The 14,978-nt window shown below is 41.1% G+C and carries 16 protein-coding genes; 3 read left to right on the top strand and 13 right to left on the bottom strand.

Features of this window, described 5'->3' with window-relative positions:
• Positions 1-52: 52 nt before the first annotated feature.
• On the top strand, positions 53-1,102 hold the full coding sequence (locus AC4HCY_RS06910) for an FAD:protein FMN transferase (protein WP_323431624.1): 1,050 nt from the start codon (positions 53-55) through the stop codon (positions 1,100-1,102).
• An 88-nt stretch (positions 1,103-1,190) separates the two neighbouring features.
• On the opposite strand, the gene spoVAE is transcribed toward AC4HCY_RS06910, so the two are convergent.
• The 10 genes from spoVAE to AC4HCY_RS06860 form a co-directional block, all read right to left on the bottom strand.
• On the bottom strand, positions 1,191-1,544 hold the full coding sequence (gene spoVAE, locus AC4HCY_RS06905; RefSeq protein ID WP_323431623.1) for a stage V sporulation protein AE: 354 nt from the start codon (positions 1,542-1,544) through the stop codon (positions 1,191-1,193).
• Positions 1,545-1,556: 12 nt separating this feature from the next.
• Positions 1,557-2,558 (bottom strand): stage V sporulation protein AD, encoded by a 1,002-nt coding sequence (gene spoVAD, locus AC4HCY_RS06900; RefSeq protein ID WP_323431622.1) that lies wholly within the window; start codon positions 2,556-2,558, stop codon positions 1,557-1,559.
• Positions 2,559-3,038: a stage V sporulation protein AC gene (spoVAC, locus tag AC4HCY_RS06895; RefSeq protein ID WP_323431621.1), complete on the bottom strand. Its 480-nt coding sequence runs from the start codon at positions 3,036-3,038 to the stop codon at positions 2,559-2,561.
• A gap of 74 nt (positions 3,039-3,112) precedes the next feature.
• Positions 3,113-4,261, bottom strand: a complete 1,149-nt coding sequence (locus AC4HCY_RS06890; RefSeq protein ID WP_491095680.1) for an amidase domain-containing protein — start codon at positions 4,259-4,261, stop codon at positions 3,113-3,115.
• Positions 4,262-4,350: 89 nt separating this feature from the next.
• On the bottom strand, positions 4,351-4,542 hold the full coding sequence (locus AC4HCY_RS06885; protein ID WP_323431619.1) for a hypothetical protein: 192 nt from the start codon (positions 4,540-4,542) through the stop codon (positions 4,351-4,353).
• 108 nt (positions 4,543-4,650) lie between these two features.
• Entirely contained in the window at positions 4,651-5,532 is an 882-nt protein-coding gene (locus tag AC4HCY_RS06880) for a type I phosphomannose isomerase catalytic subunit (RefSeq protein ID WP_491095679.1), read from the bottom strand.
• A gap of 153 nt (positions 5,533-5,685) precedes the next feature.
• On the bottom strand, positions 5,686-6,702 hold the full coding sequence (splB, locus tag AC4HCY_RS06875; protein WP_491095678.1) for a spore photoproduct lyase: 1,017 nt from the start codon (positions 6,700-6,702) through the stop codon (positions 5,686-5,688).
• 82 nt (positions 6,703-6,784) lie between these two features.
• Positions 6,785-7,654, bottom strand: coding sequence for a DegV family protein (locus AC4HCY_RS06870; RefSeq protein WP_491095677.1), 870 nt, complete (start codon positions 7,652-7,654; stop codon positions 6,785-6,787).
• Positions 7,655-7,753: 99 nt separating this feature from the next.
• Entirely contained in the window at positions 7,754-8,737 is a 984-nt protein-coding gene (lplA, locus tag AC4HCY_RS06865; protein ID WP_491095676.1) for a lipoate--protein ligase, read from the bottom strand.
• Positions 8,738-8,808: 71 nt separating this feature from the next.
• Positions 8,809-10,101, bottom strand: a complete 1,293-nt coding sequence (locus AC4HCY_RS06860) for an MFS transporter (RefSeq protein WP_491095675.1) — start codon at positions 10,099-10,101, stop codon at positions 8,809-8,811.
• 184 nt (positions 10,102-10,285) lie between these two features.
• On the opposite strand from AC4HCY_RS06860, the gene AC4HCY_RS06855 reads away from it, so the two are divergent.
• On the top strand, positions 10,286-11,602 hold the full coding sequence (locus AC4HCY_RS06855; RefSeq protein ID WP_323431614.1) for a helix-turn-helix domain-containing protein: 1,317 nt from the start codon (positions 10,286-10,288) through the stop codon (positions 11,600-11,602).
• Positions 11,603-11,623: 21 nt separating this feature from the next.
• On the opposite strand, the gene AC4HCY_RS06850 is transcribed toward AC4HCY_RS06855, so the two are convergent.
• Complete coding sequence (locus tag AC4HCY_RS06850) at positions 11,624-12,796, bottom strand: MFS transporter (protein ID WP_323431613.1); 1,173 nt, start codon at positions 12,794-12,796, stop codon at positions 11,624-11,626.
• Positions 12,797-12,886: 90 nt separating this feature from the next.
• Positions 12,887-13,369 carry a hypothetical protein gene (locus AC4HCY_RS06845; RefSeq protein ID WP_323431612.1) on the bottom strand — a complete coding sequence of 161 codons (483 nt, stop codon included), beginning with the start codon at positions 13,367-13,369 and terminating at the stop codon, positions 12,887-12,889.
• A gap of 104 nt (positions 13,370-13,473) precedes the next feature.
• Here AC4HCY_RS06845 and AC4HCY_RS06840 point away from each other — a divergent pair, with 104 nt between their 5' ends.
• On the top strand, positions 13,474-14,307 hold the full coding sequence (locus tag AC4HCY_RS06840) for a divergent polysaccharide deacetylase family protein (RefSeq protein WP_323431611.1): 834 nt from the start codon (positions 13,474-13,476) through the stop codon (positions 14,305-14,307).
• A 10-nt stretch (positions 14,308-14,317) separates the two neighbouring features.
• On the opposite strand, the gene AC4HCY_RS06835 is transcribed toward AC4HCY_RS06840, so the two are convergent.
• A complete protein-coding gene (locus tag AC4HCY_RS06835) occupies positions 14,318-14,944 on the bottom strand; it encodes an HD domain-containing protein (protein ID WP_323431610.1) in 627 nt (208 codons plus the stop codon).
• Positions 14,945-14,978 lie beyond the last annotated feature (34 nt).

The following is a 14,978-nucleotide window of genomic DNA, read 5'->3' as shown; positions in this document are numbered from 1 at the left end:
GATAAAATTCTATTGTGAAAATTTATTTTATCTCATACTTGGAGGTTTGCATATGAGACTCAAAAACCATAGCTTGGTTAAAATAATATTAATATTCTCTTTGGCAGCTTCTCTATTGGTCGGCTGCAGTCCTAAGGAGCAATCCAAAGCTCCCTTAACAAAAACTAATTACCTTTTGGGCACTTTGATCGAAATAACACTGTATGACCATCAGGATGAGAAAACTATTGATGCGGCTTTCGGTCGAATCAGGGAAATCGAAGCCAAAATGACAATAAACAGCGAAAATCCCAGCCAGATAACTAAGCTCAATGATGCTTCAGGCTCCCACGAGGTAGAACTTAGTGAAGATACTTTTTATGTGTTGGAAAAGGGCAAATATTATTCTGAAATTTCCGGAGGAAAATTCGATGTAACTATAGGCCCCATAGTCAAGCTTTGGAATATAGGTACAAAGTATGCGGCGGTGCCTGAACCTCAAATTTTGTCCGACAGCCTTAAGCTTGTAGATTACAATAAGCTTGCTCTTAATAAGGATAAGCTTACTGCAAAGCTTGAAGCAAAAGATATGAAGGTCGATCTTGGTGCCATAGCAAAGGGTTATGCAGCGGATGAGGCTGCATCAATACTCAGGGATCACGGTGTGAAGCATGCCATCATCAATTTGGGCGGAAACATCCTTACCCTGGGGAGCAATGTCAGCGGCAATCCTTGGAAAATAGGAATACAGGACCCATATCATCCCCGCAATGATTATATAGGCATAGTGAATGTGACAGATAAAACCGTTGTAACTTCGGGAATATATGAAAGGTATTTTGAACAGGACGGAAAGAGATATCATCATATACTTGAACCAAAAACAGGCTATCCTGCAGACAACGGCCTGGCAGGTGTTTCAATCATTGCTGATAAATCCATCGACGGCGACGGACTCTCCACCTCCGTATTCATACTTGGCCTGGAAAAAGGCATGGAGCTCATAGAAAGCCTGGATAATGCGGAAGCCTTGTTTATCACCACAGATAAAAAGATTTATATGACCAAAGGCTTTAAAGCAGTATTCACACAGACCAATAACGAGTATAAAGTAATGGAATAGGGAACGGAGAACACAGATTTACACTGATTTTTACACAGATTAACACGGCGCGGTTTAATCCGTGCCAATCCGTGTTCTCCTTCCCCCTTCAACCTTTTGGCTTGAATATCAGCGATGCTAAAAATCCAAATATTATTGCAGAGGATATTCCCGCGCTGGTAAGCTCAAATATGCCCGTGAGTACGCCTATAGGGCCGTTTTTTTCCAGTTCGACAAGCGCGCCCTTCAGCAAGGAGTTCCCAAAGCTGCATATAGGCACCGTAGCTCCCGCACCGGCAAATTTGATAAGAGGTTCGTACAGCCCCAGCCCGCCCAATATAGCTCCTGCAACCACAAGCGTACTCATGGTATGGGCCGGAGTCAGCTTAAACGCATCCATCATTATCTGGCCTATAACGCATATCAATCCGCCTACAATAAACGCCCAAAAAATTTTTTCCAAGTTCAAACCTCCTCACATTTCTATGGCAACCGCATGGGCAATACAGGGTATGCTTTCCTTTTGCTGATAAGATAAAGGAGAATGAAGAGCTCCTGTAGCAACCGCAAGCATTTTTCTTATTTCTCCGTTTCTCATCCTGTTGAGCAAATGTCCGTATACCACCACTGCAGAGCAAGCACAGCCGCTGCCGCCTGCAAATACCTGCTGGTCTTTGCCGTATATCATCATACCGCAATCTCCAAAGCTTTTTTCCGGAAGCCTGACACCGCTTTCAATAAGCTTATCCAGTGCTATCTTATGCCCTACAGCACCTAAATCGCCGGTGACTATAATGTCATAGTAATCCGGCTCTATGCCCATATCCCTGAAATGGGCCTCTATGGTATCCACCGCTGCCGGAGCCATGGCGGCACCCATATTAAAGGGATCGGAGATGCCCATATCAACTATCCTTCCAATGGTGGCCGCCGTAATTTTGGGGCCCTTGCCATGTGTTGACAGCAGGCATGCGCCTGCCCCGGTAACGGTCCATTGGGATGTGGGAGGCTTCTGCGCCCCATATTCGTTAGGATAGCGGAACTGCTTCTCCGCAGTCGAATTATGGCTGGAAGCCCCGGTGAGCACATATTTGACTTTCTGTCCGTCCACATAGCTTGCAGCTATGGCCAGACCTTCCATTGAGCTTGAACAAGCTCCGAATATGCCTAAGTACGGAATACCTATAGTCCGGGCTGCAAAGCTGCTGGATATGATCTGATTCATCAAATCGCCGCTTATAAACATGCCCACATCGTACTTGTTTATCCCTGCTTTCTCCAAAGCTTTTTCCGCCGCTTCCTCCAGCAGAAGTTTCTCTGCTTTTTCAAAACTGTTCTGCCCAAGCCATATATCATCATGTATTAAGTCTATATCCTTGGCCAATGGCCCCTGGCCCTCAAAGGGTCCTGCCGCTGCTGCAGAGGCCAGGATCACAGGTTTGGATTCAAAAATAAAGCTCTGATGACCTTTAAACATTTACATGCCTCCCAGATATTTAAGTAGCATTTTTATGATGGAGACCACGAAAGCCGAAAACACTCCGTATACAATGACAGGGCCCGCTATCTTGAACATATTGCCGCCTACGCCCAGCACATAGCCTTCACTCCTATGCTCTATGGCTGCAGAGGATATGGTGTTGGCAAAGCCTGTGATAGGCACTGCGGATCCTGCTCCTGCCCACTGGGCCACATCATCATAGACCCCAAAGCCTGTAAGGAGTATGGATATTATTATCAAGGTCGCAGCAGTAGGATCTCCTGCATTCTTTTCAGTAAAATGAAAGTGCTTGATATACATGAATTGCAAAATCTGCCCAAAAGCACATATACTGCCTCCCACAATAAATGCTTTCAGACAGTTCAGCAAAAGAGGCCTCTTAGGTTCTCTTTGCTGTGCAAAATCTTTATACTTTTGCTGCTCCAGATTTAATTTATCATCTTTATTGCTTGACAATCATATTACCTCCCCATCAATATCCATACTTATTGTTTGCAGCAATTCATAAAAATATTAACAGTTTAAAATAACTAGTAAGCGATATGGATCAGATGAAATTTAGTGAACTTTTCACTCCAGCCGAAGTCAAAGGGGACATGATATCGATCGCTGGTGTGGGAATTTATCATGGGATATCCTTTTGAATCCTTGGCGGTTATTATTGAAAAATGATCTATCTTGCCATTTTTTTCGTAGCACAGCAAATCTCCAACCTCGATTTTTTCCACAATTCCTATGGAATGATCTTCAATAGGCTTGGTCAATTCCTTATAGGTGCCCTTCTTTATCAATCTGCTTTTCCCGCTGTACAGGATATAATTCCAGAAAGCGTTGGCGTTTACGAAGGCCGCGCTGCCCTGCGCTTTTCCATATTTGGGATAGGTAGCAAACCAAGTCCCGTCAAAGGGTATGCCTCCTCCTTCTTCCTTATCTCCTATGCATTGTGATACATAATTGGTACAATCCCCTCCAATGCCGTTATAATCCTGATATTTAAGATTATATTTAAGATTATTGCCGCTTCCCCAGACAATGCCGCAATATTTATCGGCATACTGAATAGCTTTTTCTCTGTCATATTTGGGGCTTTGGGATTTTACCTTTGAAGCCGGAGAAGTTAACTCACAGCTTGCCCCTACGTACATCCCGCTATAGGGATGCAAGGCTTCCTGGAGAAAATCCGTATACCAATCCTTGCTCACCAGCCATTTGTCATCTTTATTGACTAATCCTACAGTATGCTTTATACCTGTACCAAAGCTATTTACCGTCTGGTTTATGTCGTCCTCGTATATATACTCAAATTTATAAGTCTCTGTGAGAAAAACAGAATACATGCCGTCTTTTTTTGTTATTTTTCCTAAATATATAGTTGATTTAATATCCGTAAACTTGATTCCCTTTGCCTCAGACCAATCCTGGATATACTTTATCCTTTTAGCTTCGTGCTCGAAGGACCACAGCGCATATTTCTTCGATGTATCATAATATTCTCTTAAATCCTTCCAATCACCGCTGATCATCGCTTTGCATCTCTCATCGTATAAGCTCTGAATGATGCTTGCGATCTGCTTTTCGTCCAATTCAGCAGTATCGCACCAGGCAGCCTTCAAAGCAACCGATGAGAATATTAATATAAAAAATATAGTTATTTTCCACTTTTCAAGTCTTGTATTCATTTTTATCAATCCCTTCAATGTAAAGTTAAATCAGATAAATATAGTCTACTCAAAAAAATAAAAAAAATAGGCTTCACAGCCTATTTTTATCAATGGTGGGTAAACCTTTTTTTTGCAATCAACTCAAAAGCTTTTTTATAAGCTCCTTTGTCGCTTAGGTATAATCTGAATTTACCTGACAGCCTTTTATTATAAACCAATCGCTTGCAATTCAATTTATTACAATCTATAAATCTTTCATTTTTTACTACCTCAGCATCATATCTGATGTCTCCAGACATACGCAACACCTCTTTCCGATACCATCTTACTCCTAAAATCAATTATGGTGATATTATTTTTAATGCTACCATAGTATAATATTACATGTCAAATTTAAGTAAGCTATGCTAAGCTTCCGGACGAAGTCTTCTAATATGCCTGCTTTCGATATATCTCAAGCCGCCGCTGCTTATTATGGAAACAAATCCGCTGGGATCTTCCGGCACAACTACTGTGTCGCCTTTTTCAATCACCGTTTTTATGTTTTTATAGCACAAAAATCCTTCTCCAAAGATTACACTGATTATTTTAGTTTCATCGCATCTTTGCATAATTGATTCTTCATTCTTCAAAGCCGCAAAAATGGCTCCGAAATACTCATATTCACCGAGGCAAACCAGTCTGCAATCCATGTAGGAATCAGCATAAACATTTAAGATTCTTCCGTCTGTTATGCATTTTTTTATGGAATACAAAGCTTTTTCAATATGAAGCTCTCTTTTTTCCCCATTTTCCGTCCTATCCCAGTCATATAATCTATAGGTCAGATCGGAAGCTTCCTGAAGCTCATATGCCAAAACTCCTTTGCCTAAAGCGTGTACGGTTCCCGATGGGATAAAGATGCAATCACCTTTTTTTACTTTTATCCTATTCAGCATATCGACTATGGAACCATTGATTGCAGCATCTTTTATTGCATTTTTTTCATAATATCCGTTAAAACCATAAAATATCTCGGAATCCTCCTCACAATCCAGTATAACCCACAGCTCATCCTTGCCCGTAAAGCCGTCGCCAAGAGCCGTAGCTGCTCTTTTGTCCGGGTGAACCTGTATGGACAAATCATCACTTGCATCTATAAGCTTTACGATCAGTGGAATGCCATCTTTCTCTCCATTATATTCTATACTCTCTCCAATTTTACCGGAGAAATCTTTATTATACTTTATTAATCTATTTCCACCCCATATTTTTTCGATCAATACCGGCTCCGTCTTATAAGGCGTCATAAAAAAACCCCCGATTCAATAGATTGAATTTCTCTACTACAATCTATTAAACGGGGCTTTTCCCTGCTACAAATCTATTTAATTTATTTTAGATTCATCTGTTTTGCTTATTGGTTGCCCTCCCGATACTGCAAACCTCAAGGCTTGCAAGGGCTAAATGATGTATAATATGTTGCTTCCGGGAAAGTATTTTTCTATGGTGCTTTGAAAGAAATCCTTCATAGCACTTATCCGCTCTTTGTCATATATATATTTGCCATAACCAAACTGGCCATATTTGAAGCTTCTTTCATCTTCACTCATAGGCAAAGCCGTCTCAGGAAAAACCTGAAGAATCCTATTTTTGGCTTTTGCTGTGAATCTGTGGGATATTATTTCAAAACTTATGTCTTGAAAATACGTATCTGGGATATTTTCTCTGAGCATCAAAAGTAAGGCACCGTATTCTTTTTCCCAGTCGCCATCCAGAAAAACAGGAGCAATGATGAAACCGGTCTGATACCCTTTCCCAATGACTTTTCTTGCTGCTTCTATCCTTTTTTGCGCCGAGGGAGTATGATGCTCGTAGGTTCTTATAACATGATCCGTATTAAGACTAAAGCGTACAGAAGTATGTCCGCCATGTTCAACATCAAGGAAATCCTCCACATTTATATATTTTGTTACAAAGCGAAAGCGTCCATTGTCCTGATGAGCAAAAAAATCAATGGACTGGGACAGCCCCTTTGTGTAGGGCTCCACCGGCAGCGGATCGGAGGTTGCAGCGCCTTCGAATATTGTTATTTCCTCTTTTCTCTCCTTTATATACTTTTCTGCTTGCCCCAGAATTTCATTTACATTCACATAGGTTCTCACATAGGGCTTATCGCCGAGCTGAGTATTCAGATAGCAATATTCACATTGTCCCATACAGCCCGTTACCAATGGGAGCTGATAGTGGGCAGAAGGCTTGCAGGTCTGGAACTTTAGGGTCTTCCTCACGCCTATAACCAGAGTTCTTTTCCCTTCTGCATATTTTTCCCCGGGATCTTTTCCGGGTATGCCTTGTACTCGGTCTGAATTAAGTTTTACGACCTCAATACCCTTGCTGCGGAAATAATCAAAAAGCTCAATTGCTTTTGCATATCTGAATGAGTCGTTTTCAAAAATTACTCTATTTGGAATAAACATAACAGCACCTCAAATAATATAGTTTAATATTATTTAAGATGCTGAATTCCTTTAATTAATATACATCTTTATAGTTAGTGCATCAATCCATATATGACTCAATTTTATCATTAAAGAAAAATACTCCTACACCGCCTATTCCCAGATGCGATCCCAATACGCTGCCTATTTTGTTGATCATGACTTTTACATCTCCCATTCTGGCTTGTATCATGGCCTGCAATTCCCGGGCCATATCAATATCGTCCGCATGGCTGATGCCCAGAACCTGATTTGGAAAGCTGCTGATTCTCTCTTCCACGATATCCAGAACCGTATTCAGCGCCTTTTTCTTGCCTCTTACCTTCTGTATCACTTCCATAATCCCATCGTTGACATCAAGTATGGGTTTGATGTTCAATATATTGCCGATCAGTCCTTCGCTTTTGTTTATCCTTCCCCCTTTTACCAGCCAATTCAAATCCGTTATAGTAAATATATGCTCTATATGTGCAATCATCTTCTTGATAGAATCCACTACGCTCTCAAAGCTTATGCCTGCGTCTAAAAGCTTGGCTGCCTGCATCGCAATCAAGCCTGTTGCCGTTGATCCGGATCTGGTATCGATCACTTCCATATTTACACCTGCACTTCGCATTTTTAGGTCCTCTACAATCCTATACATGGTTTGATATGTACCTGACAATTTTGAAGAAAATGATAAAAAAATGAAATCCTCGCCTTTGGAAATACATTCTTGAAATAGCTTATAAGCATATGCAGGACTCGGCTGAGAGGTTTTGGGACATATGCCCTTCCTCATGGCATCATAGACTTCATCAATCTTTATAGTAACCTTGTCCAGAAATTCATTCCCATTGATATCGATCTTAAGGGGTAAGAGTCCGATATTATATCTCTCCATCATCTCATCAGGCAGATCACAAGTACTATCAACTATTATCCTTGTCATGCACTTAATGCCCCCAATCTTTTTGTAGTATTTCTTCTATACATAGGATATCGCTATCTGCCAAAGATTTCAATGAAATGCTGAACAGGTTTTCAAATATTACAAAATACAGTTGACGATATCATCTATGGTTATATTTTTAAAATACTCCTCTATATTAAGTTTTGCAAGGGCTGATCTTATTTCCTCATTCTCATGGCGCTTGCCTATAAGTGCGGACTCAACTTCCTCCAGGCTTCCGCTCCCGAAGAAATCTCCATAAAACTTTATGCCCCGGATAATGCCGTCCTTTATATTCGCCAGAACTTCTATTTTTCCGCCTTCAAATCTATTTCCCTGCTTGATGTTGAACTCAGGCGACTCCCCGTAATTCCAATCCCAGCTCATATATTTTCTCTCCGTAAGCGAGTTTATTTCATTCATAGCTTCCTTTGAAAGCTCCCCTTCTCTTAATTCCGCATCCTCATCAAACATATATTTCAAAAGAAGCTCCTTAAACTCGGATACAGAGATGTCATCCTTCAAATAATCCTTTATGTTTGTGACCCTGGCTCTTACAGATTTTACACCCTTTGATCTGAATTTATCCTCAGATACCTTTAGTGCTTTTGCCAGCTCCTCCATTTGGGAATCAAAGAGCAAGGTCCCATGGTGCAAAAGCTTTCCATTCTTTACAGCCTGCGCATTTCCGGAAAATTTCCTGCCGTCTATGGTGATATCGTTCCTGCCCGAAAGCTCCGACTCCACCCCCAGCTTCTTCAGGGCCCTGATTATGGGCATTGTGAACTTTCTAAAATCAAACTCGCTCTTTTCCAGGCCTTTGATTATGAAGGTAAAATTCAGATTGCCCAAGTCATGGTAAACAGCACCTCCGCCAGTGATCCTTCTCACCACATTGATACCTTTTTCTTTAACATAATCCCTATTAATTTCTTCCGCTGTATTCTGATGCTTTCCTACAACTATGGTAGGTTCGTTTTGCCATAAAAGCACATAGCTTTGGCCGTCATTTAGATTGAACAGGTATTCCTCCATAGCCAGATTAAAGTAGGGGTTTGTGCTTTCATTTCTTATGTAGAGCATGCTTTCCACCTCCGAAAAAGTTATAACAGATATTTTTATAATTATAGCACAATCCGATTATTTGGTATACGTTACAGTTCGCTCATAGCTGTGCTTCTTTTCATCATTAATACTGTTAAAAACAATATGAATCCGGAAGCAAGTAAAGATACATAAACCGGCATCAAATCAACAATCATCCCCATTATTATCAGCCCTAAGGGCATTACTGCAGAGGCTATGGTTTGGGTCAAGGACATCATCCTTCCCATCATATGGTCCGGTGTAAGCCTTTGAATAAGTACCATAATGGGTATATTGACAATCATTAAGGATATGCTGAGTCCAAACATCATGAACATATAATAAGCCGCATAAACATTGTCCGAAAACAATTTCCCGGGGCTCAGTACAGGCAAAGCCATTAGCAGCTGTAAGGCACCGGCAAACCCCAGGCCCATCAGCAGGGCAGGAAGTTTTTTCTCCCGTTCAGGCAGTCTGGCTATTATAAGGGAAGAGATCAATGCACCCACCGAAAAGGAGCCTTCAATAATCCCGAAATAGATTTCGCTCAAGGAAAGAGTATTATTTATTATAAATGGCAATGTAACACTCATGCAGGGAGTGACAAAAAAATTGATGAGGATGGCAAACTTAAAAAGCGAAAATAATGGCTTCTGCTCTATCAGAAATGAAAAGCCTGTTTTCATATCATCGATAACACCTTTTATGTTCAGCTTGCCTGTATTTTTTTCTTCAGCCTCTTCCTTGGAAAAATTAAAATCAATAAACATTTCTGAGATAGCAGATAGTATGAAGGAAATGCCGTTCAGCGCAATAAAAAGCTTGATGGGGAGAATATGATAAAGCACTCCCCCCAGCACCGGTGAAACAATGGAGCTTACAGACTCTGCCGCCTGATTATAGGAGTTTATTTTCATTAAGCTTTCTTTTCTCACCAAGCTGGGCAAGGATGCGCTTATGGTAACGGCAAAGAATGTATTGATTATGGATAATAATAAGGTATTAGCATAAATGAACGGGATTCTCAAGCCGTATAGTGAGGACAACGGCAGAAGGGTCAATACGGTAATGCCGCTCAGCATATCCATGCCGACAACCATTTTCCTTCTATCCATCCTGTCCGCCAGAACACCCGCAATCGGCCCCAGAATGACTCGAGGCAGCGCACTCAAAAGAAGATTCAATGCAAAAGTGGTTCCCGAACCGGTTTGCTTCAGTATGTAAAGCGACATAGCAAAACTGTACATATAGGTGCCTACCAAGGATACAAATTTTCCCCATAGAAATAGATTGATGTTCTTCTTTTCATTCTTCTCTATAACCTGCTTGGCTATATTGGTCTGAGTATCCAAGGATTCCATTATCAAGCCCTCCAAAATCCAATAATATTTAACTTTAAATATATAATATGTTAATCATATTCAAAAGTCAATAAATATGTTTAATAATATTTAACTTTTGTTAGCTTTTTATAGGGTTTTATTTATTGCAGCCAGGGAAATAATATAATATAATTAAACTATAACATTTAAAGCGAGTGATATTATGGACTCCAGCTTAGGAAGTAAAATAAAAGCTTTGAGAAAAGAACTAAAAATGACGCAATCCCAGCTGGCTGAACCTGAAATGACAAAAAGCATGATCAGCCAGATAGAAAACGGACAGGCTATGCCTTCTATGAAAAATCTGCAGTTTATTGCAAAAAAATTAAATAAGTCCGCAGCCTATTTTTTAGAAGACGGCATAAGCGGCATATGTATGAATTGCAGTGACCATGCAGATGAAATAGTAACGGAGCTGAAAAATATCGATGGCCTTATAAAGGATGATAAATTCAGGGAGGCCTTAAGCCGTCTCGAAGCTCTTGAGGCTAAGAGCAATTTGAACAGCAAGCTGCTGGGTGATATAGCCTACCGCAAAGGACAATGCATGCAGAGAGTAGACCGCCTGGATGAAGGGGAAAGATTTCTAACAGAAGCCTATGAGATATATTTGGAAAGCAATAATTATACGGAAGCAGCAAAAGCTTATATTGATACTGCATTAAAATCATGGAGAAGCTTTGATTATGAGAATTGCATAGAGATATATGAAAAGGCAAAGGGCATCTATGATAAGTCTCCCAATAGAGATACCCATTTTGAAATAGAGTTGTCGAATGATCTGGCAGTATTCCACTCTGCAAAGGGGGATTTTGATAAATCCCTTGAATACTTAAAAAGCGCATTAGATATTTCAAAAACCACAGGTGTTTATTACAAGGCAGATGAAATACACAGGCTTACCGCCGCCTTATACTTTATCAAGGGTGATAATGAAAGCTATCAATTAAACATTGAAAAGGCGGAGCAGTTTGCAAGATTTTCGGATAACAAAAATATCAGCTACTATATATCAGCCATTAAGGCAGCCTTTGAAAACAGCAGAGGGGACTACAAAAAAGCCTTGAAATATCTGGAGGATATGAAAAATGCCAAGGATGAGGTTGATCATTTTTACTATAGAGAAAAGGCAAAGTCCTTATATTATATGGGAGAATACCAGGAGGCTCTGGAAAACATCAAGCTTGTTGATTATCCCGCATATTTAAAACATAGATTCGATTATTTGATGATGTGGAGCTCAAAGGTATATGAGGGCCTCATATATTCAGAACTGGGCGAGCCTGTCAAGGCCTTGGAATCCATTCTGGCAGGAATAGAAAATATGCGGAGATTTGAGAATTCAAAGCTGTTGGCCTTTGCTTTGGAATCCGCCTCCGAAATATATTATGAGACCGGCCAACCGGAGAAGGCTTATGAGTATCTTAAAGAAGCAAAGGATATGAAGGACACCATAGCAAGAAATAATATTTATTTTTAAAAAGCAGCCTATGCTGCTTTTTTATGCTGTCTTCCACTCCTTGGGTATCATGAATATTATGCAGATCATGATGATGACAGGAACTATCAAATATCTGGCAGTTGCAACCAGTCCCATAGAATCGGCGACCTTGCCGAATGCCGCTGCGCCCAGTCCTCCCAATCCCATTGGCAATCCGAATACGAGCCCTGTAGCCAGATTTGTGTTCCTGGGTATCAGGCTTTGAGTTATAAATACGGTGGGTGTATTTGAAAGACAGAATGCAAAACTCATTATCAGCCAGGGAATCAATGTGACGGGGCCTTCTGACCAAAAAGTAAGGGCAGCGGCTATACCGCCCGATATGCCCGATATCATCAGTATATTTTTATAACCGTATCTATCAGCCAGCACTCCTCCAAAAAATGTTCCTATAGGATCTACCAGTAAGAATAAGGTTATTGCCAGCCCTGCTAAATCGAGCCCTACAGATTTAAGCGTAAGATACTGTATGCCAAAAGTGATCATAGATCTAAAGACAAGGTTCCTTATGGTAGGTATCAGAACCAGCAGGGAAAGCCACTTAATTTTATATATTCCCAGCTTTGATTTCTCACCTTGTTCTTTTACAGCTTCCTGATCCACCGTAATCTTGTGAAGCCCCGAAAAAAACATGAATATTAAAGCTAAAATTCCAGGAATGAGCAAGTAAGGAAAAACATTCAACCCGAATTTTCTGGTCAAGGGCAAAACAACAGCAGGTGCTGCAGGCATTGCCAAACCGCCTATTACCAAAAATGTTGAAAGGCTTGTCCCTTTAGAACGGTTGGAAAACTTTATGGTGAGGGCTGAGCCCAAAGGGTGATAAACAGATGAACCAAATCCCCCTAAAGCTACTGCAGCCAGAAGCATATAGTAATTATTGATCATGTTTGTAAAACTCATGAACAATCCAATCCAGAGCACCGACGCCAATAACAGCCAAGCCCTGGTCCTCTTATCGGTAAAATATCCCACTATAGGCTGGAATACTGAAGCGCTGGCTATGATCAGAGCGGATACCATGCCTTGCTGTGCCAGAGTGAGAGAAAGCTTGCTGCTGAAAAGATACAAAACCGGAGGAACGATATTTGAATAAAAATCTATAAGAAAATGCCCTAAAAAAATCGACAAAAGAATCATACCGCTGCTTTTAATGCTATTGTTATTTTCCAATATATCAATCCTTTCCTAAAAGATACAACAAGCTAATTATAGCACGAAATAGCATTTGTGGAAAGTTAAGCGCGGTATAAACCGCGCTTTTTAATAACACACGAAGCTGTCTATTCTTCTCAGATCCATACCGAAATATACCCAGCGGCGTCCATTCCATCTCCAGCCCGCTATTGATCTCGGGCCTACAAATACCAGAAACGCCCAGAATCCTCGGCCTCTCTCCGGCCATATAAATACGAATCTGAAGGTACATCTCCTTATAGCGCCCGGGTCTACCGCCTTAACGCCGACTCCGCCGGGAGCCTTCTGAGGTGTGAATCCGGGAGGCGGACCTGATGGTGGTCCTGAAGCCGGTCCTTGGAAAGGAGCTCCTCCCGGTGCACTCGGTTGCGGCATCAGGAAAGGAGCACCTGACGGAGGCCCTTGAAAAGAAGGTCCAAAAGGAGGAGGAGTTATTTGATTAAAAGGAGCACCGGGGCCTTGCCTCCAAAATGGACATACAAAATCATCAAGTTCATCATCGAAATCTTCTTCAAATCTGTCCCAGTCATCATTATAATCTTCGTACATGCTATCCCACCTTACAATCATTTAGTACCATTTTATGCGGATTAACCAAAATGGTTCTTTCAGTATGCAGAAAAGAATATATATAAATAGCAGGAGGTAGAAAAATGAGTGCAAAATTTTATGTGATAAAGAAATCGAAACTATTCATAGGGCTTATGATACTGCTTATCGCTGCAACAACCATTTTGGGCAGCAGTATGATCCGTGTAAAATCCGCAGACATAGAAAAACCAAAAGGTTATATAGCCATAATAATCGATGATTTCGGCAATAACGGTAAAGGCACCAATACCATGATGAATCTCGGCATACCTATCACTGCAGCCATAATGCCCTTTCTCGACTCCAGCGTAAAAGATGCTGAAACAGCCAAAGAGAAAGGGTTGGAGATAATGCTCCATATGCCCATGGAGCCTATAAGCGGCAAGCCCAGCTGGTTAGGCCCCGGCGCGATCAAGTGTGCAATGACGGATCAGGAAATACAACTGAATATTAACGATGCTCTTGATCAGTTGAAATGGGCTGTCGGAATGAATAATCACATGGGCTCCAAGGTATGCCAGGATAGAAGGACCATGGAAGCCATACTGCTCACTGCAAAAAGCAGAGGAATTTATTTTGTAGACAGCAAAACCGCTGAAAAGTCAGTTATAGAAGAGGTTGCTAAGGAGTTAGATGTACCGTATTTTATAAGAGATGTTTTTCTGGACAGCACAAAAAATCAAAAAGAGGTCGAGGTCCAGCTTATGACACTGGCGAATATAGCCTTAAGAAAGGGATATGCCATAGGGATCGGCCATGTGGGCCCCGAAGGAGGAGAAATCACAGCGAAAGCAATAAAGAAGATGTATCCTAAGATATCGGAAAAGGGGGTCAAGTTTGTATTCGTTTCAGACATCTTCGACATAGTTGATCAAATGAAAAGTGATGGAAAATAAGCAAGGAAGGCTATGTTCGTAGCCTTCCTTCACATTTTTTGATAAACATTTCTACCGTGTCCTTTTCCTTTTGTATGCGCTCTTCCGTGAGTTCTCCCCTGCCTAGCCTGTCACAGATGCCAAGAAGCGCTATCTCCTTGTAGGAGACCTGCTTCATCATAGTTTTTAGATCGGCAAAGGGCAAATCCTTGACTGCGAAAAGGATCTGCATGTGCCAGCGCACCAGCTTTGAAACCGTGCTTATCAAGCCTCTGTCATCTGTCAAATGCTCCAAAAAATCTGCAGCCATTTTCTCTCCGATCTTATCGTGGTCATAGGCAACTATCCTTCCTTTTTTTATTCTGGTGACAGGTGCCTTTCCTATATCATGAAGCAGGGCAGCCCACATGAAAGCCCTTTTATCCTCACTCTCATCCTTCCGTTTGGCTGCCTCATCCACTACCAGCAAAGTATGGTTCCACACGTTGCCCTCGGGATGATGCTCCGGTGACTGGGGTATATCCTGCAGCTTCTTTAACATGGTAAAGGGATAGCTGAAACCTTCTCTGTCGATTTCAGCATTTAAATATTCGGATGGTTTTTCATCATTCAGCAGATGATGTTCGAAAATGTCGAATATTTCCCTGGAAATAGTCAAAAAATCAACTCCAAATATATAAAAATACGCAGTA

Source organism: Lutispora sp. QWL-02, from assembly GCF_058315355.1.
The sequence above is the reverse complement of the archived record's forward strand: the minus strand, read 5'-3'. Positions and strand labels throughout refer to the sequence as shown.